Origin of the sequence: Cupriavidus sp. TMH.W2 (genome assembly GCF_050847365.1) — a bacterium.
In the GTDB taxonomy this organism is placed as follows: Bacteria; Pseudomonadota; Gammaproteobacteria; order Burkholderiales; family Burkholderiaceae; genus Cupriavidus.
This window is the reverse complement of the sequence record NZ_CP193792.1, coordinates 3,616,990-3,637,965: the sequence shown is the minus strand read 5'-3', so window position 1 is coordinate 3,637,965 and position 20,976 is coordinate 3,616,990. Positions and strand designations below refer to the sequence as shown.

Annotated in this window: 23 protein-coding genes and 1 tRNA gene; 15 read left to right on the top strand and 9 right to left on the bottom strand. The window is 62.5% G+C overall.

Annotated elements, in window-relative coordinates:
• Positions 1-169: 169 nt before the first annotated feature.
• The 6 genes from ACREYQ_RS16820 to ACREYQ_RS16795 all read right to left on the bottom strand — a co-directional run bounded on the left by ACREYQ_RS16820 (position 170) and on the right by ACREYQ_RS16795 (position 7,250).
• Positions 170-1,126: a GIY-YIG nuclease family protein gene (locus tag ACREYQ_RS16820; RefSeq protein WP_432258641.1), complete on the bottom strand. Its 957-nt coding sequence runs from the start codon at positions 1,124-1,126 to the stop codon at positions 170-172.
• Positions 1,127-1,538: 412 nt separating this feature from the next.
• Positions 1,539-1,850, bottom strand: coding sequence for a hypothetical protein (locus ACREYQ_RS16815; RefSeq protein ID WP_432258640.1), 312 nt, complete (start codon positions 1,848-1,850; stop codon positions 1,539-1,541).
• Between the two features lie 17 nt (positions 1,851-1,867).
• Positions 1,868-2,368 carry a hypothetical protein gene (locus ACREYQ_RS16810; protein WP_432258639.1) on the bottom strand — a complete coding sequence of 167 codons (501 nt, stop codon included), beginning with the start codon at positions 2,366-2,368 and terminating at the stop codon, positions 1,868-1,870.
• A gap of 787 nt (positions 2,369-3,155) precedes the next feature.
• Positions 3,156-5,468 carry a VapE domain-containing protein gene (locus tag ACREYQ_RS16805; protein WP_432258638.1) on the bottom strand — a complete coding sequence of 771 codons (2,313 nt, stop codon included), beginning with the start codon at positions 5,466-5,468 and terminating at the stop codon, positions 3,156-3,158.
• 469 nt (positions 5,469-5,937) lie between these two features.
• Positions 5,938-6,558, bottom strand: a complete 621-nt coding sequence (locus tag ACREYQ_RS16800; protein ID WP_432258637.1) for a hypothetical protein — start codon at positions 6,556-6,558, stop codon at positions 5,938-5,940.
• A 392-nt stretch (positions 6,559-6,950) separates the two neighbouring features.
• Entirely contained in the window at positions 6,951-7,250 is a 300-nt protein-coding gene (locus ACREYQ_RS16795) for a hypothetical protein (RefSeq protein ID WP_432258636.1), read from the bottom strand.
• A 182-nt stretch (positions 7,251-7,432) separates the two neighbouring features.
• On the opposite strand from ACREYQ_RS16795, the gene ACREYQ_RS16790 reads away from it, so the two are divergent.
• From ACREYQ_RS16790 to ACREYQ_RS16745, 10 genes are all read left to right on the top strand, one after another.
• A complete protein-coding gene (locus tag ACREYQ_RS16790) occupies positions 7,433-8,107 on the top strand; it encodes a hypothetical protein (RefSeq protein ID WP_432258635.1) in 675 nt (224 codons plus the stop codon).
• Positions 8,108-8,126: 19 nt separating this feature from the next.
• Positions 8,127-8,597 (top strand): hypothetical protein, encoded by a 471-nt coding sequence (locus ACREYQ_RS16785; RefSeq protein ID WP_432258634.1) that lies wholly within the window; start codon positions 8,127-8,129, stop codon positions 8,595-8,597.
• Positions 8,590-9,129, top strand: coding sequence for a hypothetical protein (locus ACREYQ_RS16780; protein ID WP_432258633.1), 540 nt, complete (start codon positions 8,590-8,592; stop codon positions 9,127-9,129). The genes ACREYQ_RS16785 and ACREYQ_RS16780 overlap by 8 nt, the downstream gene beginning before the upstream one ends.
• A gap of 12 nt (positions 9,130-9,141) precedes the next feature.
• Positions 9,142-11,352: a hypothetical protein gene (locus ACREYQ_RS16775; protein WP_432258632.1), complete on the top strand. Its 2,211-nt coding sequence runs from the start codon at positions 9,142-9,144 to the stop codon at positions 11,350-11,352.
• 119 nt (positions 11,353-11,471) lie between these two features.
• Positions 11,472-11,822, top strand: coding sequence for a hypothetical protein (locus tag ACREYQ_RS16770; protein WP_432258631.1), 351 nt, complete (start codon positions 11,472-11,474; stop codon positions 11,820-11,822).
• Complete coding sequence (locus tag ACREYQ_RS16765) at positions 11,819-12,334, top strand: hypothetical protein (RefSeq protein ID WP_432258630.1); 516 nt, start codon at positions 11,819-11,821, stop codon at positions 12,332-12,334. Before ACREYQ_RS16770 ends, ACREYQ_RS16765 begins: the two co-directional genes overlap by 4 nt.
• Positions 12,334-12,918, top strand: a complete 585-nt coding sequence (locus ACREYQ_RS16760) for a hypothetical protein (RefSeq protein WP_432258629.1) — start codon at positions 12,334-12,336, stop codon at positions 12,916-12,918. The genes ACREYQ_RS16765 and ACREYQ_RS16760 overlap by 1 nt, the downstream gene beginning before the upstream one ends.
• Positions 12,919-13,066: 148 nt before the next feature.
• The gene (locus ACREYQ_RS16755) at positions 13,067-13,654 is read left to right on the top strand and encodes a hypothetical protein (protein ID WP_432258628.1); all 588 of its coding nucleotides are present in this window, start codon (positions 13,067-13,069) and stop codon (positions 13,652-13,654) included.
• A gap of 482 nt (positions 13,655-14,136) precedes the next feature.
• A tRNA-Arg gene (locus ACREYQ_RS16750) sits at positions 14,137-14,212 on the top strand.
• A gap of 357 nt (positions 14,213-14,569) precedes the next feature.
• Complete coding sequence (locus ACREYQ_RS16745) at positions 14,570-14,818, top strand: DUF2188 domain-containing protein (protein WP_432258627.1); 249 nt, start codon at positions 14,570-14,572, stop codon at positions 14,816-14,818.
• Positions 14,819-15,197: 379 nt separating this feature from the next.
• On the opposite strand, the gene ACREYQ_RS16740 is transcribed toward ACREYQ_RS16745, so the two are convergent.
• The gene (locus ACREYQ_RS16740) at positions 15,198-15,647 is read right to left on the bottom strand and encodes a hypothetical protein (protein ID WP_432258626.1); all 450 of its coding nucleotides are present in this window, start codon (positions 15,645-15,647) and stop codon (positions 15,198-15,200) included.
• Positions 15,648-15,991: 344 nt separating this feature from the next.
• Here ACREYQ_RS16740 and ACREYQ_RS16735 point away from each other — a divergent pair, with 344 nt between their 5' ends.
• Complete coding sequence (locus tag ACREYQ_RS16735; RefSeq protein ID WP_432258625.1) at positions 15,992-16,816, top strand: MipA/OmpV family protein; 825 nt, start codon at positions 15,992-15,994, stop codon at positions 16,814-16,816.
• Between the two features lie 31 nt (positions 16,817-16,847).
• Positions 16,848-17,252, top strand: coding sequence for an alternative ribosome rescue aminoacyl-tRNA hydrolase ArfB (gene arfB / locus ACREYQ_RS16730; RefSeq protein ID WP_432258624.1), 405 nt, complete (start codon positions 16,848-16,850; stop codon positions 17,250-17,252).
• A gap of 9 nt (positions 17,253-17,261) precedes the next feature.
• On the opposite strand, the gene htpX is transcribed toward arfB, so the two are convergent.
• The gene (gene htpX / locus ACREYQ_RS16725) at positions 17,262-18,140 is read right to left on the bottom strand and encodes a protease HtpX (protein WP_432258623.1); all 879 of its coding nucleotides are present in this window, start codon (positions 18,138-18,140) and stop codon (positions 17,262-17,264) included.
• 128 nt (positions 18,141-18,268) lie between these two features.
• Positions 18,269-18,622, bottom strand: coding sequence for a hypothetical protein (locus ACREYQ_RS16720; protein WP_432258622.1), 354 nt, complete (start codon positions 18,620-18,622; stop codon positions 18,269-18,271).
• A 190-nt stretch (positions 18,623-18,812) separates the two neighbouring features.
• On the opposite strand from ACREYQ_RS16720, the gene ACREYQ_RS16715 reads away from it, so the two are divergent.
• From ACREYQ_RS16715 to ACREYQ_RS16705, 3 genes are all read left to right on the top strand, one after another.
• Complete coding sequence (locus ACREYQ_RS16715) at positions 18,813-19,268, top strand: Cd(II)/Pb(II)-responsive transcriptional regulator (protein WP_432258621.1); 456 nt, start codon at positions 18,813-18,815, stop codon at positions 19,266-19,268.
• A 515-nt stretch (positions 19,269-19,783) separates the two neighbouring features.
• Positions 19,784-20,209, top strand: coding sequence for a nucleoside diphosphate kinase regulator (gene rnk, locus ACREYQ_RS16710; protein ID WP_432258620.1), 426 nt, complete (start codon positions 19,784-19,786; stop codon positions 20,207-20,209).
• A gap of 269 nt (positions 20,210-20,478) precedes the next feature.
• Complete coding sequence (locus ACREYQ_RS16705) at positions 20,479-20,835, top strand: hypothetical protein (RefSeq protein WP_432258619.1); 357 nt, start codon at positions 20,479-20,481, stop codon at positions 20,833-20,835.
• Positions 20,836-20,976 lie beyond the last annotated feature (141 nt).

Here is a 20,976-nt window from a genome sequence, read left to right as displayed (position 1 = left end):
AGAAGATGACCCCGTAACCCTCTACACCCCGGCAGCCGATGGAGCCTGCCGGGGGTTTTGCTTTTGGTTCGCTACGTCCTTGTCGCGTCCTTTCATCCCGCCGCAGCCAGCGCGACGTCTTATGCCGTAAGTAAGCGAGACCGCCTAGAACGGGCGGGGTGCGTTGGGCTTACAGCTTCCGGCTCTCCACGATAGAGAAGTGGTAAGCGGACCCTTCTGGATCGACATACACCTTGTGCCCCTCCGCTACCAATGCCGTGCGGAACCGGATACACGCGTTGGTCTTGACGCCTTGTTCGAAGATACCAAAGACATTAAAGGCTTCCGGAACGCTTTTGAACTCAAATGTCCGACCAGCAATGGTGACGGACACGCGATGACGCATCTGGCGTGCTCGCCGCACCTCCTTGTTGTTCCAGCTATCTGAGGTCGCTGCGGCCTGCTTCGCTTGGTAAGCCTCACACTCCCAAGTCTTCTTGCCTACCGCCGCCAACTTGGCGCGTGCTTCTGGCTTGCTGAACGTAGCCTTTGATGCTGCCGAGATTTTCGCCTTGACCTCTGGGCTGCTGAGCGCGGCACGGACGGATGCGGAGTGCTTCGCCTTGACCCCTGGGCGGCTCATGACTTCCTTGGCGATTGCGGAGAGTTTGGCCTTGGCTTCTGGCGTGCTATGGGCCGCGCTGATCTTTGCCGCTCTCGCTTCCTTGTGGCCGTCTCGCTCCCATACCGCTTTTGATGCTGCGGACTTTCGCGCTTTGGATTCTGGCCGTGCCCAAGCCTGTTTCAGCAACTTTGTCGCAATCTCCCCCATCGGAGGCTTACCGGCCTGCGGCACAAGGTTCATACAGATGTGCTTGCCCCAGATGGAGTCGATGTACTGCTGCTCGACTTCGATGAGGCGCTGATAGTCATCGACTCGCTCCTCAACGCGAAACCGCATATTCTCCACGCCATACTTGTCTGCCGTGCGCTGGAGAACCTTGTTGCCATGACGTCCCGCCGCGAGGGCTTGGCGATGCGCGTCCCACCTCTCCGGAATATCGACTGAACTGCCGTAGTACATGCGTCCACTCGGACTGGTGATGGAATAGATGCCCATCTCGCCAACCTTCCCAATCGTTTCCATCTTCTGTCTTACACCCACCAAAATTGCGATAGGTCGGACGCTACGCCAGCGACAATTGGGACGATGAACAAAGTGGTGTCGAATCTGCTGATGTATCGGGAGGCATGAAGCCAAGGCCAAAAACGGCCCGCCGCAAGCACGCGCGGCGACATGTAGCGAGTGAGCGCAAGGGCGTAGCGCCCTGGCAGTCGAGCAGGCAATCCGTCCCGTCTACGTCCTAAGATGGCGCTGGATCGGCTGCAAAGGCTTGCCCGGTAAGGAGGCGAGACCGCCTGCGAGGGGCAGGGTGCGCTAGACCCGGAAATTCCCGACCCACGAGAACGCGCTAGGAGCCCAGCGGGCGGTCGTGGGCCCATAGGTACGTCCCGAGCCGTCCGTGGGCGCGGCGGACGGAATCCGTGGGCGGGCGGGGCTAATGCAGGGTCCGGGCTTCCGGAGGCCGCGCGGGTTCGACCGCCGCAGGGGGCGCTTCATGTTTCTTCCCCACCGGCACACCCTCATACAGCGCCAAATAGCCGCCCGGATCGAACCTGTGAACCAAATCCGAGCGGCTGCGCTCGTGTTCGGGGAGTGTCGCCTCGCTTCCGTACTGCGCATAGAAGTCGGTCAGCGTGAGGCCTGTGTAGTGCCCTGCCGCAACAAGGTAGCGATTGGCGATGCGCCTTCCATGCTGAGCGAGGATGCGCATGTACTCCTGTGCTATGTCGCGTACATCGGACGACATGGCCGAAGTGCTCCGAGTCAATGTTGGGTGGCCGCGCCGCTCTCCGCGTCAGCCTGGCGCTGCGCAGCCTCCATCGCGTAGAACTCGTCCAGCGTCTTGCGCGAGCGCGTGTTGCCCTTCTCGTCAATGACTGTGATGCCTGTGAGCACGTTTAATTCTTTAATGGCCGCGAGGCACGTGCTGTCCTTGGTCTCGGGATCGTTGATGATGTTGAGCAGTCGATTCGCCGCAACGCGCTCGTTCCAGAGGCTGCTGACCGCGAGGGATTCGATGAAGTATTTGAATTGCCTAATGTAGAGCGGGGCACATTCGATGCGGTCGATGTAGGCTTGGGCGCGGGCGTGATCGGCGTACTTGTCGCCCCAGAGCATGCGCAGTGCCGCACGCGAAGTCCGGCCATACGCACGCAGGGCTGCGTACTGACCAATCGCAGTCTTGTACGCTTCCTCAAAGCCCTTGCCTTGAAATACGCTCGGCGGAATCATGTCGCGGAATTCGGGGTCGAGTGGGTTATACATGGCGGTTGGCTCTTGATGTGGAAAGTCTCCAATTTATTCTAATTGCGATTTGGGATCGTGGTTAAGCGGTATTTGCTGGGTGGTGCGTCCTCATGTGAAATTCGCCAGTTCGCCGCAGCAGAGTGTCCGGTCGGCCTGTCCGCCGCGCCCATTGCGTCGGTCAAGCGCGGTGGTGAACTCGCGCACCCGGAGTGCTTTCAAGCATCGCGACACGCGTGAATTCGCGCCCTGCGAGCGCGATTGGATTCGCATGAATCCAAGCGCAAGACGGTGTTTCAACCAAACCAAAAGTGAATCCGCCGCAAGGTGCTGTGGTCGAGTGCCACAAGCTTCATGAACGATTTCGGTTATTCAGAGCCAAGGCACACAAACACACACAGCTGCGGTGGGATGGTGGTGGAGAATTACGAATTTCTTGCGTAATTGCAATCGTAATTCCCCGCAAAGCCTTACCCCGCTTCGGTTTCAGTGGTTGCAAATTACGAATTACGTAATTAATACGATATAGGGATAAAAATAAACGCGCCCGCCCGCGCCAGAGGGGTGTGGGTTTGGTCGCACACATCGTAATTCCGCCGAACGTAATCCTCCGACCCCAAAACCCGCGCCCCTATTAGCTCTCCGGGCGAATTACGTCGTAATTTGAGGCCCAAGTCTCTAACGTCTGCATCCGAAAAACCACGGTGCAGCGACATAAATCTCCACTTCAAGGGCTGCAAGCCCATAACTCCAACATCCATCGCCAGTAGCGTGAGGCGAATCGCGTCACTTGCAGCCCTCGTAAGGCTCAAAAACCACCGTCCTCCCGCTTATCCATACCGGCAGTGTCCTCTCCAAGCACAGCCTTCTTGACCAACTCTTGCACCTCCTCTGTGGTGATTACGAGCCGAATCTCCCCCGTTTTCTGCGATTTCACCAACCGACTAGGCACCGTCTCGGCAACCTTCGTGCCAATCTCCCCAGACTTCCACAGCCGCGCAAACGCATCGCTCAACCGCCTATCACCAATCTCCGCCGCGCCACCACTCCCTGCGGCGGACTCGGCAGCCTTCCGGACCCACTCCGATTCCCGCAGCGCCTCCATAACGCCGGGCAAACTGGTCAGCACGCGCGGCGAGAGCTTCAGCAAGACATTAGGCAGTTCATAGCAGCCCTTCGCCACGGCAGCCCCAATCCCAAACACCAGTGCGCGCTTCTTGTCCGTGAATGTGCCTTCCAGCGATTCGTGTTTCATCCCGAAAGCACTCAGATTCTTAAGCGCAGTTTTGACGATGGTCTTGTTGTCGTTGCCGGACTTCTCGATGAACTTGCGCTTGAAGTCAGGGAAGTACACCATCACACAGTCGGGGTGATTTCCCCTGGCCGGCTTGTGCGGCGGTTTCACATTGTTCGCGATACCGCCAGACTTGTAAACGAACTGGGTCGCCGTAAGTGACTCGCCAAAATGATCCCTCACCGACCCATCATCAATCAGCCCGACACCCGCCTGCTGCTGATCGTTGTTGTACTTCAACACCATGTCGATGCTCTCGCCAACGTGCTTGCGATATGCGTCTTCACCTTCTCGCTCAATCCACTCATGCACTTCGGCAAAGAGTTGCCACAAGACTCTTTCAAGCAGTTCTACATCGACCGAAAATGACGTATCGGTCGGGTCATCTCGCCCGGACCAATTCAGCCCATTCTCATCGTCCGGAAGCTGGCCGACAATAACTGGAACGATGCGCCGCTCTCCGCTCTCGTCCCGATACATGCCCTCAATCCCATTCCCGTCCATCACTGGGGTCCAGCGGCGCTGCTGGGTGAACTGATGCCCATACTTCCAGTGCATCACATCGGAATTCTTATTCAGAAACTCCTTCAGCTTGTTCGTATCGGCGCGCGTCTGTCCTGCCCTTTCGTTGAACAGCAGAAAGATGCTGCGTGAAGTCACATCGCGCAAAAGATCATTCTTCTGTCCATCCAGCGATCCTGAAACGGCGATCAAATCCTTGTCGCCCATTACGGTGCCGTTGATCGTGTCCAAGAAAAGGTTCTTGCCTCCGCCTTGGCGCCCGACAAAGAACAGCATGTGCTGCGCGTTCGCACCCGGCTTAATAATGCGCATATAGATCGACGCGAAGAAGTATCGCGAGATGTGCCGCATCAGCGGCGTGTTCTGTGTGCCGAGAATTGCCACGAACGCATCATCAACCCGCTCCACGCCATCCCACGGCTGCTCTTCGGTGACCATCCGCAACATCCGCGTCTTCACACTGTCATAACTGGCCCGTCTTGCCCAGGTCATAAATGCCTTACCAACCGGCGCGAAGTTCTGGTCATTCATCCCAGCAGCAACCAAGGCATCCGCGAGAACAGTGGACACCTGTTCGAGGTCTTCCAGCGGTTTTCCGTCAATCCAATTGATCGTCATTCCGAACAGGTCCAGATATGGACGATTCGTATTGACCTCCAGCGACTCCCCGAACAATTGGTCAAACACCGCCATCCGGTTTACATCTCCGGCTCCGGTGCTGATGTACTTTCCGCCATTCTTGCCCGTCTTCACCTTAATGTCCGGGAAGTCGATCTGCCCGCGAAGCGACTTCGCCCGCCGCACAATGTCCGGGTATTTCTCGATGAGCTCTGCGAGGTCCGCTTTCCGGTCGCGCTTGATTGCCGCCACGCTGGCTGCGGCGGCTTCGCGTTCGATGCGCTCTCTGAGAGATTTCTCGACGTGGTGCGACCACGATTGCCATGCTTGCTGATGCCACTTGTGCTTTTGATCGATGAATGCGGCCCAAATTGCACGAGCCACCGTCTCGTCCGTGATCTCCTTGTCGAACCACTCCTCAGGCGCATCTTTCGGGTCGCAGAAATAGGCCCGTATTTCGACGTCTGGGTCTGAGAAGAGGTGGATGGTCTCCCCGCCCGCCGCAGGCTCGCCCTGTGTTGGCGCGGCGGACTTCGAATCCATGAAGGCAAAAAACTCCTCATCCGTCTTGCGCCGCTTTTCTTGTTGTGCCGCATCATCTAGCGCGGCGGGAGACTCGCCCCCTAACTCAAGATCATTCCGGTCTTCAGACGGACCACTTTGATTTTTCATTGCCGAATTCTCCATGAATATTCATTTCGCACCTCCCCTTCGGAAATAAGATTTCCGCTTTTTCATGAATAAATTCGTCGCTTCGTGGCACGGCGCTCTATGTCGCGTGCTCATTATCGAGGGGATGCAATTCCCCTTTTCTATCTTAATCGGCGTATACTAAATAGGCTGATCGGCGTTTCTCCGTGCGCCGGTTAGCAGCCATTTTATGGTTGTGTCCATAACTCACTTTTAAGGCCGCACAAGACTCCTTCCTTGCGCGGCTTTTCTTTTGCGAGAATCCCGCCGCGCCATAGTTGCGCTATGCACAGTCCTGTGGCTCGCGGACTCTCCGCCAGAATTCACCCCGCTCCCGCCGCGACCCGTAACACGCGCGCAATTCCCTCAAAGGCCAACAGGCACACACGGGTTAGAGATAGAGAGGGCATCACGCGCGCCCGCCCCTCGGGTGGGTCGCGGCGGGTGGGGTGATCGGTCGCGAGCCTTACCGCGCGCCGCGCATCCGCACACGCTCGCCGCGCTCTAGGGATGCGGCTACATCGTCCGCGTTCCATGGTTGTTGACGAACGCGCTCATCCACAACTCCCTGGCAATAGGCGTAGTTCGCGATAGCCCGCCGCGAGTTGCGCACGGAGGCATCGGCGGAATACGCCGGGTTTTCCGGGTCGGCCGCGTGGCGCTCCGGGAACGGATCATCGGCCACGGGCGGAGGGGTCGGGTTAGCGGGGGTGGTGCTGCCGCTGAGTTCGGCCTCGTTCTCCCCGGTACTTGCGCCGGGGCGGGCCGCGCTCAGCCCGGTGTCCCGCTTGAACTCCGCTTCGGAAGGCTTATGCGCTCCGGCGTGGCTGCCGGTACGCTCGCCTTGTGCTTGCGGCGGGGCGTCCTGCCGGGAGGCTTTGCTGCGCTCGTATGCCTCGACCACCATATTGATGCGCGTGATGACCTCGCGGATTGATTCACGCAGACTCTCATCCGCCTGAAGCCCACGCAGCCCCTTGACCTCCGGTTTTACTGCGTCTCCGATTCGCATTATCTGATCGCCGCGAACATTGGCGCGAAATGGAATCGCTGCGTCATAAACGCAAGCGTGCTTGAGTAGTGCCATCACGTGTCTCCTAGGACATATTGATGCCGGTCTTTTTCATTGTTGCCTTGCTTCGAAATCGAGCGGCATCGGGGTAAACGAGAGAAAAGGTGCGCAAAATAAAATCGAGCAACTTCTGTTTTGAAAGTTACCGGCAATCCCTGATTGACCTTTCATTTACTGCCTTCCGCGACACGTCTAAGAGTTTCATCCGTGTAACCCTTGAACATTGCGCGGCATTTAGCGCACGCGAAGCCTTCATAACTGGCAAGCGCCTCAAGTAGCAGCAAGTCAGCTATCAAGCACTCAGCACAGACGCTCGCCTCCGCGCCGCAAATGACGCACTCGATGACCAGGGCGCGAGGCATCACGCCGCAGCACGCGCACAGTTCGGTCGCGTCGGGCATAGCGACTTACGCGGCATCCCGCTCATGGCCAGTTTCTCCGACTGGCGCATGGTGTAACCGCTTCGCTTCCATACCCCGCGCCAACGCCTCCCGGTAGCCACCGTAAGCGACACTCGGGCGGCCCGGACGGATGCCGAGGACGCGCATTTGGAATGGCGCCTCTCCGGTTTCTATTAAATGGAAAATGGCGCAGCGGACAAAATCATTCAGGCTGACGCCTCGTTCATAGAGAAGTTTCTCTGCGGCTTGCCTCGTCCCGGTAGGCACGAGAGTTTGAATCTTCTCGTTCATTTTCTTGCTGCTCATACGTAACTCCGATATCAGGTGAGTTAATGTTGCGGCGTGAACATCGGGGATGTTAGTTGGTTATTTAGATTCCCCGCGATTCGATTATACTAATTCTATCGGTCGATTATTAGGACGAAATATCACCGATTTTCCATTCCCCGAATAATCTCGCCGCGCACACATTAAATCGGAGAAAGTAAATGGCCATTTCCACTAGTTCTGACGAAATGTTCCCGCGAATCTTGTTGAAGGAGGGTGAGCACGCGGGATTGGCGCTGCTGCCGGAGGACTTCGCGGCGGAGAGTGGCGCGCTGCTGTGCTCGTTGTTCGGGCGCGATACCGCCCTTTACTCGCATCTGCGCATCTGTGGCTTCGGCCCGCTCGATTCCTTCGTCACCGTGTTCGGGCATCGCTTTATCGCCCACCCCGACACGCTCGCTTGCGCTGCTGCGGCGTGGGAAACGTCCCAAGAGTACAAGCGCCAAGTCTCCGAGATCAGCGACACAGTCGCGTACAGCGACATGGCCGAGGAATGGGCCACGCGTTGCGGCGAGATTTCCTCCATCACCCGCAGCCATCTCATGGGCCTTCGGGTCTCGATGGCGAAACTGGCTGACTCGGGGATTGAACCGGTGGTGTTTGACGAGTACTGGGCGGATAGTCGGGCGCGCGGCGCGGCGGCTGTCTTCGATGCGCGCCGGGAAGCGTGCGAGAGGGAGAAGCGAACCGCCATATCTATGGGCAACAACTATCGCGGCGAGCCGTCGGCCGCAACAGCAGTGCAACCGTCTGGGCGCATGTACCTCACGCCGGACGGTCGCGTGACGGATGACCCCGGTGATCCGCGCACCCAGCCGCAGAGCATCGGGTACTGATCGCGGAGGGCGCGACACCATGAGCGCAGTCGAATTCGATGAACTCGGTCGCGGCGCTGAACTCGTCAACCACGTGCGCGGCGGCCCCGGCTTCACGGTCCACCTTGTCGCTGAGGACACCTATTCGAAGGGCATCCGGCTGACGGAGTTTTCTGCGGACGGCCCGCCGCGCACAGAACGGATTGTTGCGCTCGATGGGCTTTCCGTAACGGAGACGGGCGTGCGCATGGCGAAGGGTGCGTATGTGGCCCTGTCGCTCGTGCCGGACGGGGAGGACGCGCGGCGCGTGAAGCGTATTCAGGCCGCGCCCTATGCGGTGCGCCCGGACGGCCGCAGCCGTATCGACGCGAGCGCGGCGGAAAAGGTCACGCTCACGGTGAAGGGGCCGGTCTCCGCACAACGATTCAAGGATGGCGCGCTGGTCGGGTACTCGCCCAAGGGCCAGTTCATTTTCTATTTCTCGACCGTGAAGGAGGAGGCCGATGCCTAATCAATCTCGCTCGGAGCGTGCTGCGGCGGACCTCGCCAAATCAGCCGCGCCCGAAGCGGTCGCAAACGCAGTCACGATCCACACGAACAGCGGCACCCCTCATCAAGTCCTCCTCTCGCGCTTCCCCGCCCTAGAGGGATACGACCTCTCGCGCGGCTATCGGGACTATGTGACCTCGAAAGATCCAACGTTCCGGCGTGCGTTCGTGCTGAAGGTGCTTGGGTATTGCTCGATTGAAGGCGAACGCCTGGACACGCCCGAGACGGTCAATCGGAGGCTGGAGAACTGGCGCAACGTGGACACAGTGTTTCTCGCCGCGCTCACGAGCAACGATATTGACCCCGAGTTGGAAGTCACGCGGAACGGGTACTGGCTCGCGGCGGGCGAATCGCTCGCGGCCTCGTTTATCGCAGGCTCCGCGCGGCTGATCCTGCCGCTGATGGCTTCGATGCAGGACGCGCAAGCGGAGGAAGCGGAGGAAGCCGCCGCACCACCCGATAGCGCCCCGCCGCAAGCGGGCGCGGCGGAATAGGAGGAGCGAATCATGGCCGACGAGCTAGACAAATTTGTCCTTCAATACACGGTCGATCTGAAGGACAGCATCTCCCGACTGGAGCAACTTCAGAAGAAGGTCGAAACCACGGGCAAGAAGGGAGCGCAGAGCGGGAAGACGCTGAAGGAGTCGTTTGAGGAGGCTGTGCCCGCGTTCGGGCGGGCTTCCTCCGCGTTGGGGAAGATGGGGACGGTAGCGGGCGCTGCCGCTGCGACCTTCGCGCTGCTGGCCGCTTCGGTGAAGGCAGTGAACAAGGCGCTGAGCGAGTACAACGCGCGTGCGGAATTGGCGTACCGGACGGGCGTGGGCACGATCGCCATTACGCAGTTCGAGCGCAACATGCGCGCGGCCTCGGGCGGTCGCGTGAACCGGGCCGGAGCGCGCACCGCACTCGGCACGGTGTCCGATCTGGTCTACGAGGCGTACACCGACCCCACCCGGCAGGGCACCGCCGCACGCAAGCTCCAACGCCTCGGCGTGAATCCTGTGGGCGCGGGAGGAGCGATTGCGGGGACGGATGACGTGATGGCGCAGCTCTCCAAGCAGTTCGCCGCAGTCACCAAGGAGCAAGCCGCAGCCCTCGGCCAGATTATCGGTCTCACGCCGCAAGCCACCGAAGCCCTCCGCAACCTCGCCACTCAGACCTACGAAAACGCCAAGCTCACAGACGAGGAGGCGATGCGCAAGGAGCGCGCGAGTGAGGCATCGCTCAGGCTCCAAGGCGCATACAACGACATTTCCGAGTCGTTCAACGACATGGTCACGACGATTGGCGAATCGCTGATGCCTTCGTTTGCCGACATGATGGAGGGGCTGTCGAAGTTGATGAAGTGGATGGCGGACGCTACCCGCTCCATCACGGACTTTGGCGATTACACGGCCCGCTTCTTCGCTTCCCTCGCGGATCACTGGAAGGACATCTTCAAGGGCAAGTCCATCTCCGAAATCCTCGACACGATTAAGTCGGAAGCCGCGCCAAAGAGCGCAGCCAAGGTCGCATCCGCAGAGACCGAACGGTACAAGAAAATCCGGGAGATCACCGCGCAAGAAACGCTCAACATCAACACGTTCGCCTCTGCCGTCAATAAGTTCGCGGGAACCGTGGACATTCAACGCGCATGGGCCGCATGGGCCGGAGAGGTTGGGCGTGCGGGCGGGATCGGTGGAGCGCCGCCCGGAGGCGTTCCGGGGGCGCGGCTCGCGCCCGGAGAGATTCGCGGCAGCGCGACGTACAACGCCGCAGCGGCACAGGGCGCATTCACCGGGACGGGCAGCGGGGCATCACGCGGCATCCGCAACAACAACCCCGGCAATATCGAGTACGGGCCGTTTGCGCGGTCGATGGGCGCGACCGGATCGGATGGGCGCTTCGCGGTCTTCCCCACGATGCAGGCCGGAGAGGCCGCGATGCGTGCGCTGCTCGGCGGGAAGGGCTACATGGGCGGAGGCCGCAACACAATCGCCTCCATCCTCGGCAAGTACGCCCCCTCCAACGAGAACAACACGAAGGCATATGTTGCGGCGGTCGCGAAGCAAACGGGCATCGATCCGAACGCGACACTGTCCGCCGCGCAGATTCCGGCTGTGGCAGCGGCGATGATGGTGCATGAGAGTGGGTATCGGGGCGGAGGGGGCGCGGGGATTCCCGGAGGCGTGCCGGGGATGCCTGCGCCACTCGTGGACGCCAACAACCCCTACGCCACGCCCACCTACGGTTTCTCCGGCCCTGTTCTTTCCTTCGGAGGGCGCGGCGAGAGCCGGGAGAGTGTGCGGTATGCGAGCACGCAGCAGCGTATCGCGGCACGCCTCCCCAATATTCCCCTCGCGCAACTCCAGCAGGGCCAAGCGACCCGTGGTGATGTTGCGTGGGCCGGTTCGCAGGAGTACGCCTCCCTCGTAACAGACCGTGCGAATCTGATTCAGCAGTTGAAGAACCCCTCGCTGCCGCAGTATTCAAAGGAGTTGATCGGGAACGAGTTGCGGGATGTGGACATGGCGATCTCAAACTTGATGAACTTCATGCCCACGCTGCTTTCGCAAGCAAAGGCAGGCGGACGCTCCGCCACCCTCGGAGACATTCGCATCCAGGTCAACGCGGGCGCAGTTTCCGACCCGCACGAACTGGCGCGGCTAATCCGGATAGAGCTACAGCAGAGCCTGAGAGAAACCGTGAACCAGTACTCGCAACCGACGCAGAGTTGAGGTGGCGCGTCCCGTCCGAGTCCCGCCGCAACATGCCGACCACCGAAGCCGCAGAACGGGTAGCGCAGAAGACCGCCCTATTAAGGCGGTATCGCACAAGAACAAAGGAGGAGAACAACATGAACAAGCACACGTACAGCAATCTGGGACTCGCACCCGGAGAACATCCCGGAAGAGCAGTCCTCATCCATATCCGCCGCAGAGGGTTGACCATCGCCACTGCTGCGGCGGAAATCGGGATGTCCTCCTCTGTGCTGCGCAATGTTGTTAACGGCTTGGTGTCGATGTATCCCGGCACGGCACTGCTGATTGAACAGTGGGCGCCGCACCTCAAGGCGCACGACCTTGTGCACATCCAAGCCGATCACTACCTTCACTTGGCGAGGCGGCGCGCGGATGATCCGAACTGGCCTGCGGCGGGCATGCCCATCATGCATCGGGTGCGCCATGAGGAGGAGGCCGCAGCATGACCCCCTCCTACTATGTCAGCTACAAGGACCATGCGATTGCGGCACCTCCTTCGTTCTTCGCGAGCGAGGAGGCTGCGGCCGTACTGCGCCCCAACTTCGACCATTACATCACGCTCCGCCTTCGGGGCGACAGCCGCGACCGCGCGCAGCGGCGGGCGTTCCCTTTGGCGCTTGGGCGTAACGTCTATGGGCAGACGTTCACGCTCCTACCGCCTCACTGGGCCAACGAGTTGGACCGGCTCCGCGATAGCCCAAAGTGGGCGGAGCGCGTGATAGGCGAGACCATCGAGGCCATCGAACTCAACGCCTACTTCCAGGAGACATGGGACAGGCGACTCCGGGCCGCACGCACCGAAGACATCCTGCCGCTGCGGGAGATGATTGTGAAGTTGCACGGCGATTTGACCGACGGCCTGTTCCGCGACAAGCCGCGTTTGCGGAAGGAAGCGGAGGAGATACTGAAGCGCCTACAAGCCCATCGGCGTGAGGGCTTGCCGATGCGACAGTATTGATGCCCGCCGCAACAGACCCGGACGAGGAGAAGCGGCGCGCGTTCGACAAGTTGCGCGATGCCTCCATGCGTTGGCCGCATCCGAAAAGGGATGACCTGATACCGGAGGAGTGCGAGCGCACGGGATGGGTGTTGTTCAAAGCGTGCCTGATCGCGAGGCCCGGTCTTGTACCCGCCGCCTACCGGGAGGACGGCGAATTAGTTCACCACTTTGACCACGGCTTCTATCCGACCGACGCGAGGGGAACGGCTGCTGGCGCACCGGTGGTGATTGGCCATGACAACATCGGAAATTGGGAGCGCTGCTACGGGTTCGTTGATGGCCCGGCGAGGTGCTTGCCGAATGGTGATCTGGTCGTGGACATCGTCCTTACGCATAAATGGGCGAAGGATTTGGTCAAGGATGGCGGCCACTGCATATCGGTGTGTGCGAGATGGATCGAACATCCTGTTGAGAACAAGTACGTCGAACTCAGGGAAATCAACCATGTCGCGCTGCTTCCTCGCTGGGACAAGGGCGCTGTCCACGGCGCGTGCTTAACCGGGGCGGAACTGTGGTGTGCCGGTGACCATTGGATTCGGTGAAGGCCCGCCGCAAGCACGCGATGTACAGGCCGCTTATCGGCCCATGTCGCCTCGCGCTACGGGCCGGAAGTCTTCCGCCGCGCGGGCTCGGGGCGCGGCTTTCCGCGCGAGAGCGCGAGTACATAAAACCGGGAGGGTCAACCACGCCATGGCACGCCACACGCACGAGTTTCCCGCCTTCGGCTCTACGTACCGGGTCACGGACCTGAGCGCCGCAGAGGCGTTCCGATTGTTCCTGAGCGAAGGCGCGGCGGCTGAGGTTGATCCGTTGGCGGTCCTGCGCGCCGCACATGCGGAGGTCATCGCCCCTGCCGCCACAGCACCCTCCGCAGGGGAGACGGGCGAATGGTTGCGGCTGGACTCGCGCGCGGCGGTGAACCGGCTCGTGCGTGACCCGGCGTGCGGCGTGGCGAACCACATCGTGCTCGCGGGGCTGCTGCGGCTGATCCGTGAGCGCAACATCGGCTTCCTGCTCGATGGAAGTTGGCTGCCTGTGCCGATCCCCTCCCGGTTGCGGAGCGGGGTGGAGCCGGTGCGGCTGGCGCACGTCGATCCGATCCTCAGCACGCTCGTGGCCAACAGCCTCGCCTCCCTCCGGGAGCTTCAGGAGTTCTACTCCCTTCGCGATGCGTTCGACATGTTCGACATCTTCTCTGCGGACTCGCTGAACAAGGCTCTCGCCTCGGAGGCTGCGGTGGCGGACGCGAAGAAGTCTGGCGCGGCGGGGAGACGGTAGAGGGCTGAGGCTGGGGCGCGCGGGATGGGGCGCGCGGGATGGGCGAAGCGGTCCGCCGCAGGGCGGTCTGACCGGAGAGGCGGATTGTTCGCTTGGGTGCCTGGGCCTAGGGGCCGCGCGGACGGGCGGACGGCTCCTTGGATCGGCTCCCGGCGAACTGGGCGCGGCGGGCCACCTCGTGGGTCGGGGCGGTTGCTCGGAGCGTCCGAGAGGAGGGCGGCAACGCAACCGGGCAAGCCGCTCTCCGGAGCCCCGCCGCGCGGCCCGATTCTGACCGTGTGGAAGGCGGTATGCGTTCGCGGCCACAGCGAGCCGGAAATGCCGTAAAATAGCGGGTTCGCGGGCCGACCGGCTCGTGACTAACCCGCGTCCCTCGTAGGACTGACGCGGGACTCGAAGTGTCGTAAATGCGCGGAGTCTGGTATTCTCCCGGCTTCCCGTAGATGCGCTAAGTGCTTGATTTAGCGCAGCTTTCCTCCCGCGCGCCCGTAGCTCAATGGATAGAGTACTGCCCTCCGAAGGCAGGGGTTGCTGGTTCGATCCCAGCCGGGCGCGCCAATCCCCACAAGGGTTTCCCGCTTTTCCCACCACCGCCGCGAAGGGCGACTGTAGCTGAGCTGCAGCCAGCTTCGGTGCCGGCACCTCCGTCAGCGGCGCATCGCCAGGCGCTCGCGCTACGGCTTCCAGCCTGACACCCGCTGTAGTTCCCGACTCGGACTTGCAGATGGCGCCAGGTGCCATGCGCGCACCCAGGCTGGAGTCTACGCGGCAGGCGATAGCCTGCGAAAGACGACGCGGCGCATGGCATACCCCGCCTCTGTCAATGCGCCTCCGAAGCGGCCTTCGCTTTCGCGAAGCACGAAAGTAGGACGCATCCTGACACCGGGATTTTTGTCAACGAACTAGAACCAACACATGAACCACTCCACCGAAGGTGTGCACATGTCCATCAGTACCGTCCAGGTAGTGCCGACCGAGGAATCCCGCTGGGTTGTGGAAACTGATGACCCCAGCATGACGCGTCTTTCCTATGCCACCCGGCGCGCGGCAATTGCTGCTGGTGTGCACATGGCGATGGAGCAGGATGCCGTCCTTATGATTCAGGGCACAGGGGAGCCATGCGGCCTCGATTTCAGGGGTTGTGATGCCAGCTTGCTTAGCTGATAGCCATAAGTCAGCCAGGCCAATCCACATGTGAGCGGGAGCGCGCGTACCAAGTCGAGCAGCCAAAGAAGCAAGTTCCCATAGGCCGGATGACTCCTTCCGGTCTTTTCAAGAGCCCGCCGAAATGCTAATGCCGTTCAGTTAGCGACTGTCGTTTCCGCGCAGGCGGCAACCCAGTGACTTCATCCCCAAAGGGGACGTGAAAGACGCTGGATTCCCGCCTGCGCGGGAATGACGGTAGGGCTTGAGACCTTAACTGAACGGCATTACCGCCGAAATGCGGGTTTTTTTTGGGTTTTTATATGAGCGCGCCTCGTCTTGCTAGGTGAACGCCAGGGTCAGGCTCGACAGAGGGTTGGTTGCAGACTTATATCCGGCCTCATCGTGCAGGCCATGCCTGCGGGCGGCGGGCGAAGCCTTCAAGGCCCGCCAGCGTGCGTGGGCCGACACCCAGCAATACGGCATCGCCGTCTGCTGCCGGCAGTTCCCATACATCGTCGTTGCGGTGCTGGTAGGCGGCTCGGAGCTGCGGATCCGCCGGCATGGCGTGCGGCCCGGTTTGCAGCCTGAGCAGATGTTCGGCAAAGTTGCGCGCGCTTGTCAGGCGCTCGGCCTCCACGTCCAGCACCGAGCCGATGCTGGCGACCTGCACTTGCCGGGTTTGCTGCAGCGATTGGATTTCGTAGTCTCGCAGCAGCCTCAGGCCGTGCACGGAAATCATCAGCAGCAATATCGAGGCAACCGCAAACGACAGCACCACAAAGCGCTGTGGCGTGCGTACGGCTTGTTCCCAGAGACGGTCGAGCAGAGCGGAAAGGCGGGGGCGCATATGAGAGGGTCCAATAGGCCCGCGGGCACCTGCCGGACACTGCGCATAGTCATGGGCAGCGCCGCGCAGCCAGTGCGGTTCGCGAAGCTGGCGCCATGATGCGTCAGCGGTAATAAAAGGCAAACCGGGACGACTCCGCATTGCTTGATTCGGAATAATCTGACCTGCAAAGTATCGTTGTGAATACAATGTGCATTAATGGCCCGGCGCCGCGGTCACCGCTTAAATCGCTTGCTGAAAACTTTCAGCACGCATTGCGCCGTAGCGGACACTGGTGCTGATAAATTCACACGATCCACGCAATCTGATGCAGCGGGTCGTGTGCTGCGCTGCCGCAATCCAACATGGCAATTTCGACGTCCCTGCGCAAGCTGCGCGGCGCGCTGGCAACGCTGTCCCTCGCTGGCGCGACAGCCGCCGCCACTGCCACGCCACTGAGCCTGCCCGGTTCACTCCCGAACATGGCCGGGCTCGGCGTCGGCTCCACCACCGAGTTCGCGGGCGGCAAGGACCGCATGGTCGGGGTGGTGCCTGGCCTGCGCTATGTCACGCCGGGTGGCCGGCTGCTGGAATGGTACGGGCCCTATGCGCAATTCAACTTCGGCGGGCTGACCGGGTTCCAGTGGGGGCCGGCGGTGGGATTGCGGCTGGGCCGCAATAACGTGGACGATCCCGTGGTGTCGCGCGTGCATGAGATCGACACCACCGTCGAGGCCGGCGGTTTTATCGGCTACGAATACCTGAACGAAGGCCGCATCCCCTGGCGGCTGCGTGGCGGCGTCAACGTGATGACCAATGCGGGCATCGTCTATGGCGGCACGCATATCGCTGCAACGGGTTCGCTGTGGGTGCCGCTGCACCCGCGGGTCTACGCGGGAGTCGGGCTGGGCGCGACGTGGGTCAGCGGCAGTTTCAACCGCACCTATTTCGGCGTCACCCCGTCGGATTCGGCGGCCAGCGGGCTGCCGGTCTACAACCCGGGCGGCGGCCTGGAGCAGTTCACCGGCTGGCTGGCGCTGATCTACCAGTTCGACAAGCACTGGTACGGCGGGGCGATGGTGTACGGCCAGCGCCTGGCCGGCGATGCCGCCGACAGTCCCATTGTGACCCAGCGCGGCACACGCAACCAGATCACGTATGGCGTCGGCATCGGCTACGCGTGGCGTTAGCGCGCACCGGGGCGCTTGCTATGATGCGGCCATGACCGACGACCTTGTCATCCCCCACCACGAATACCTGATCACCGCGATCCGGGCGCAGGGTGCGGGCGGCCAGAACATCAACAAGGTGTCCAATGCCGTGCATCTGCGCTATGACGTGCGCGCGTCCTCGCTCGCGCCCGACCACCAGGAGCGCCTGCTGGCGCTGCATGACCACCGCATTACGCGCGATGGCGTGGTGGTGATCAAGGCGCAGCAGTTCCGCAGCCTCGACCAGAACCGCGACGAAGCAGTGCGGCGGCTGCACGAACTGGTGCGCAGCGTGGCCGTGCCGCCGCGCGTGCGCCGGCCCACGCGGCCGACGCGGGCGTCGCGCCTGCGCCGGCTGGAAAGCAAGAGCCAGCGCAGCCAGGTCAAGTCGCTGCGCGGCCGGGTGTCCGACTGACCCCTGGCATCAGCGCGCCGACTGCAGCGCGGCAATGCGCTGCTCGATCGGCGGGTGGCTCGAGAACAGCGCCATCCACGACCTGCCGCCGGCGATGCCCATTGCCTGCATGTTCTGCGGCAGTCCATCCGGCTCCAGGCCGCCGAGGCGGCGCAGCGCCGCCACCATGGGCGTAGGCGTGCCCATCATGCCGGCTGCGCCCGCATCGGCGCGGAACTCGCGGCGGCGCGAGAACCAGGCCACGATGATGCTGGCCAGGATGCCGAACACGATCTCGCAGACGATCACCGTGACCATGTAGGCGATGCCCGGGCCGCTCGATTCCTCGTCGTTCTTGCGCAGCATCGAATCGACGAAGTAGCCGACCACGCGCGCCAGGAAAATGACGAAGGTATTGACCACGCCCTGGATCAGCGTCAGCGTGACCATGTCGCCGTTGGCCACGTGCGCGACCTCGTGCGCCAGCACGGCTTCCACTTCCTCGTGGGACATCGATTGCAGCAGGCCGGTGGATACCGCCACCAGCGAGCTGTTCCTGGTTGCGCCGGTGGCGAAGGCGTTGGGTTCGCCCTCGTAGATGGCGACTTCCGGCATCGGCAGGCCGGCGCGCTGCGCCAGCTTCCCGACGGTCTGCACGAGCCATAGCTCGGTGCTGGTGCCGGGATGGGTGATGACCTGCGCGCCGGTCGACCACTTGGCGATGGTCTTGGACATCAGCAGCGAGATAAAGGCGCCGCCGAAGCCCATCAGGGCGGCGAATGCCAGCAGCATGCCCAGGTTCAGCCCGTTGGCGGTCAGGTAGCGGTTCACCCCCAGCACGCTGGCGGTGATGCTGAGGACAAGCATGACGGCGAGATTGGTCGCCAGGAAAAGCAGTACGCGTTTCATGTGTGTGTGTGGAGCAGTGGTGTGTCGAGCGGATACAGCAAGGATGCGGACCAGCCGCTGGCGCGCGCAGCACGGTGAGGCGCGGCGCGCAGGAACAGGCGGGCGCGGGAGGGCCGCGCCGGTGGGAATCAGGCGCGGGGCGGGCGCGGCAGCCTTGGCAGGTCGGGTTCGGGCAGCGGGGCGCCGGCATAGTGCGGCGGCCCCGCGCGGCCGGCCCAGGCCGCCAGGCGCAGGGGGGATGGCGGCAGAAGTTGCTCGGCCAGGTCGGCGCCGGGCTGCCACTGCGGCTCCGCGGACTCGGGTGCCGGCGACGGGTTGCCCGTTGCGGCGGTTTCGACAGCCTCGTCGTCGACGATGGCGGCTGCGGGCACGGATGGGACTTCACCGGTGCTAGCCGCGGCGTGCGCGAACGCGGCCGCCCAGCCCGGCAGGGGCAGGAAGGCCAGCATCATGACCAGCAGGAGTAGCCGGAGGGAGCGCACGACGGGGGACGGTCTATCGGTAGGAGTGGAAGGAATTCTACAGGATGCAGCCTGGCGCAGGCGCCGTCCGCAACGGCATCGCGCAGGGTATGCGTGCTGCGTCCGACACCTCTGCCAGAAGCGGACGACTGGCCTACACTATCGATAACCCTGTAGCGATTACAGGGTGTAACGTGAAGGACCAATCACCATGCGCATCGGCGAACTCTCCCGTACCAGCGGCTGCGACGTCGAGACCATCCGCTATTACGAACGCGAAGGGCTGCTCGACGCGCCCCGGCGCGAGGCCAACGGCTATCGCCGCTACGACGACGGCCACCTGGTGCAGCTGAATTTCGTGCGCCACTGCCGTTCGCTCGGCATGGGCCTGTCGGACGTGCGGCGGCTGCGCGAGTTCGAGCGCAACCCGTCGCAGGATTGTGGCGACATCAACAGTTTGCTCGATCGCCAGATCGCCCAGATCCACGCCCAGCGCGTGGCGCTGGAGGCGCTGGAAGGGCAGTTGCGCGCGCTGCGCGAGACCTGTCGCCACCACCAGCCCGCCAGTGGGTGCGGCATCCTGCAGAACCTGCAGCAGGCCGCCGCCGGTGCCGCGTGCGAATGCCATGCCGCCACACATGAAGCCGGCAATGCCGCCAACGGGTGACGCCAGGGTGCGCGCCGCTATGCTACGATGATTGTTCCCGGATCCGCACCAGCGCGGTGCACAGACCCGGCGGCAGCGAAGCTGGTGAGCGATGACTTACCTGTCTTGCCAGTGCAGAGAACCTTCCGCCGCCTTGATTTTATTTTCCGCATGACCATGACTGATCGCCTGACGCCGATGCCCGACGCGCCTGCCCGCCTGATGCGGACCGGCCGCACGCACGCGTTCGCGGTCGCCACGGCCAGCAGCCTGCCCCAGCGCGCGATGTCTCCCGGCCGGATCAGCGCACCGCCTGATTCCGCCCGGTTCCCAGCCTGATTCGTCTCCCAAAGCGGGGCCCGGGCCGAACCGGGCCCGAGCCAGCGTTTCCGCTGTTGCCGGCGATCGCCGCAAGGCTTTCGCCGATCCGTTGATGCCCGCGCTGCTGCGCGGCATGCCAAACCTGCAAGACCTGACCGCCGCCGCCTGCCATGCTGGCCGGGCCGCGCCAACCCATGACTGCCGGAGGACCCGCCATGACGGCCACCACGACCAATACCAATACCGTTACCCTGTACCTGACCGAACTCGACGTCACCCGTCTGGAGCGCATCGCCAGCCGCGCCGGCTCGGCGCAGCTCGACGACATGCTTGACAGCCTGCTGGCGCGCGCCACCATCGTCGCGCCGGAGGAGATCCCCACCGATGTGGTCACCATGAATACCCGCGTGGTGTGCGCCCTGCCGGGCGAGCAGGCCCCGCGCAACTGGACGCTGGCGTACCCGGACGCGGCGGACTTCGATGCCGGCCGGCTGTCGGTGCTGTCGCCGGTGGGGCAGGCGCTGTTGGGCGCGCGCGCCGGGCAGACCGTCAGCTACCGCCTGCCGGATGGCCGCGAGCAGCAGGTAAGTGTTGTCGAGATCGCCTTCCAGCCGGAAGCCAGCGGCCAGTACACCCTTTGAACTGGCGCTGAACCCGCCCTGGCGCATGCCGCCAGGGCCACGCGCGCGCGCCGCGCGGCTTGTTCCCGGCGATCCGTGGACACCATTCATCGGCAAGCCTGTCGTTTCACGACTCGCAACGCACCATTCGTCGCAGCGGTATTTCTGCTTGCGCGGACTGTGACTAATCTTCAGTCCGTGCTCGTATCGCAACATAGATTGCAGAGCGGCCGGAGTCTCTTCCCGGTCCTTACAAAAAAGCAAGACGAAATCAGTTGAAGGAGTCCCAAATGATCGCCAGACGTATCCTCGGCGGCGCGCTCGTGTTCGCGGCGGTAGCCGCGTCCGCTGCAGCGTTGGCTGCCCCCGCTACTGCCAGCAAGGTTGGCAAGTTTGATGTGTATGCCGACGCGCTGCGGGTCGGCAAGTACGACGTGTATACGGACGGCGCCAAGCAAGGCAAGTTCGATACGTACACCGACGGGGCCCGCGCCGGCCGCTTCGACCCGTACTCGGAAGGTTCGCGCCGCGACGGCAAGTTCGACAGCTTCAGCGAAGGCGCGCATAGCTTCACCGGTGAAATTGCCGACCGCGCGCTCGACAACTCGCGTACGGGCGACGGTTCGCTGTACGGCTATCGCGTCTGATCCCCAACGGTCTTCCTGAAGACCCCAGGCGGCCACTACGGTGGCCGCAAGTTTTCTCTCCCGCCTGCCCGGCCGACCTCCTCCTCCTTCTCTCTTCGCCTGGCAGGCGCTTTTCTATTCCGTGATCCCGTTGCCGCATCG

What these genes read in the sequence shown, in the direction of transcription:
- ACREYQ_RS16815 (WP_432258640.1), bottom strand. Translation starts at nt 1,850, where the DNA reads ATGTCGTCCGATGTACGCGACATAGCACAGGAGTACATGCGCATCCTC.
- ACREYQ_RS16765 (WP_432258630.1), top strand. Translation starts at nt 11,819, where the DNA reads ATGACCCCCTCCTACTATGTCAGCTACAAGGACCATGCGATTGCGGCA.
- ACREYQ_RS16775 (WP_432258632.1), top strand. Translation starts at nt 9,142, where the DNA reads ATGGCCGACGAGCTAGACAAATTTGTCCTTCAATACACGGTCGATCTG.
- rnk (WP_432258620.1), top strand. Translation starts at nt 19,784, where the DNA reads ATGACGGCCACCACGACCAATACCAATACCGTTACCCTGTACCTGACC.
- ACREYQ_RS16795 (WP_432258636.1), bottom strand. Translation starts at nt 7,250, where the DNA reads ATGAGCAGCAAGAAAATGAACGAGAAGATTCAAACTCTCGTGCCTACC.
- ACREYQ_RS16705 (WP_432258619.1), top strand. Translation starts at nt 20,479, where the DNA reads ATGATCGCCAGACGTATCCTCGGCGGCGCGCTCGTGTTCGCGGCGGTA.
- arfB (WP_432258624.1), top strand. Translation starts at nt 16,848, where the DNA reads ATGACCGACGACCTTGTCATCCCCCACCACGAATACCTGATCACCGCG.
- ACREYQ_RS16755 (WP_432258628.1), top strand. Translation starts at nt 13,067, where the DNA reads ATGGCACGCCACACGCACGAGTTTCCCGCCTTCGGCTCTACGTACCGG.
- ACREYQ_RS16740 (WP_432258626.1), bottom strand. Translation starts at nt 15,647, where the DNA reads ATGCGCCCCCGCCTTTCCGCTCTGCTCGACCGTCTCTGGGAACAAGCC.
- ACREYQ_RS16715 (WP_432258621.1), top strand. Translation starts at nt 18,813, where the DNA reads ATGCGCATCGGCGAACTCTCCCGTACCAGCGGCTGCGACGTCGAGACC.
- ACREYQ_RS16800 (WP_432258637.1), bottom strand. Translation starts at nt 6,558, where the DNA reads ATGGCACTACTCAAGCACGCTTGCGTTTATGACGCAGCGATTCCATTT.
- ACREYQ_RS16820 (WP_432258641.1), bottom strand. Translation starts at nt 1,126, where the DNA reads ATGGAAACGATTGGGAAGGTTGGCGAGATGGGCATCTATTCCATCACC.
- ACREYQ_RS16785 (WP_432258634.1), top strand. Translation starts at nt 8,127, where the DNA reads ATGAGCGCAGTCGAATTCGATGAACTCGGTCGCGGCGCTGAACTCGTC.
- ACREYQ_RS16735 (WP_432258625.1), top strand. Translation starts at nt 15,992, where the DNA reads ATGGCAATTTCGACGTCCCTGCGCAAGCTGCGCGGCGCGCTGGCAACG.
- ACREYQ_RS16805 (WP_432258638.1), bottom strand. Translation starts at nt 5,468, where the DNA reads ATGGAGAATTCGGCAATGAAAAATCAAAGTGGTCCGTCTGAAGACCGG.
- ACREYQ_RS16770 (WP_432258631.1), top strand. Translation starts at nt 11,472, where the DNA reads ATGAACAAGCACACGTACAGCAATCTGGGACTCGCACCCGGAGAACAT.
- ACREYQ_RS16780 (WP_432258633.1), top strand. Translation starts at nt 8,590, where the DNA reads ATGCCTAATCAATCTCGCTCGGAGCGTGCTGCGGCGGACCTCGCCAAA.
- ACREYQ_RS16760 (WP_432258629.1), top strand. Translation starts at nt 12,334, where the DNA reads ATGCCCGCCGCAACAGACCCGGACGAGGAGAAGCGGCGCGCGTTCGAC.
- htpX (WP_432258623.1), bottom strand. Translation starts at nt 18,140, where the DNA reads ATGAAACGCGTACTGCTTTTCCTGGCGACCAATCTCGCCGTCATGCTT.
- ACREYQ_RS16790 (WP_432258635.1), top strand. Translation starts at nt 7,433, where the DNA reads ATGGCCATTTCCACTAGTTCTGACGAAATGTTCCCGCGAATCTTGTTG.
- ACREYQ_RS16810 (WP_432258639.1), bottom strand. Translation starts at nt 2,368, where the DNA reads ATGTATAACCCACTCGACCCCGAATTCCGCGACATGATTCCGCCGAGC.
- ACREYQ_RS16745 (WP_432258627.1), top strand. Translation starts at nt 14,570, where the DNA reads ATGAACCACTCCACCGAAGGTGTGCACATGTCCATCAGTACCGTCCAG.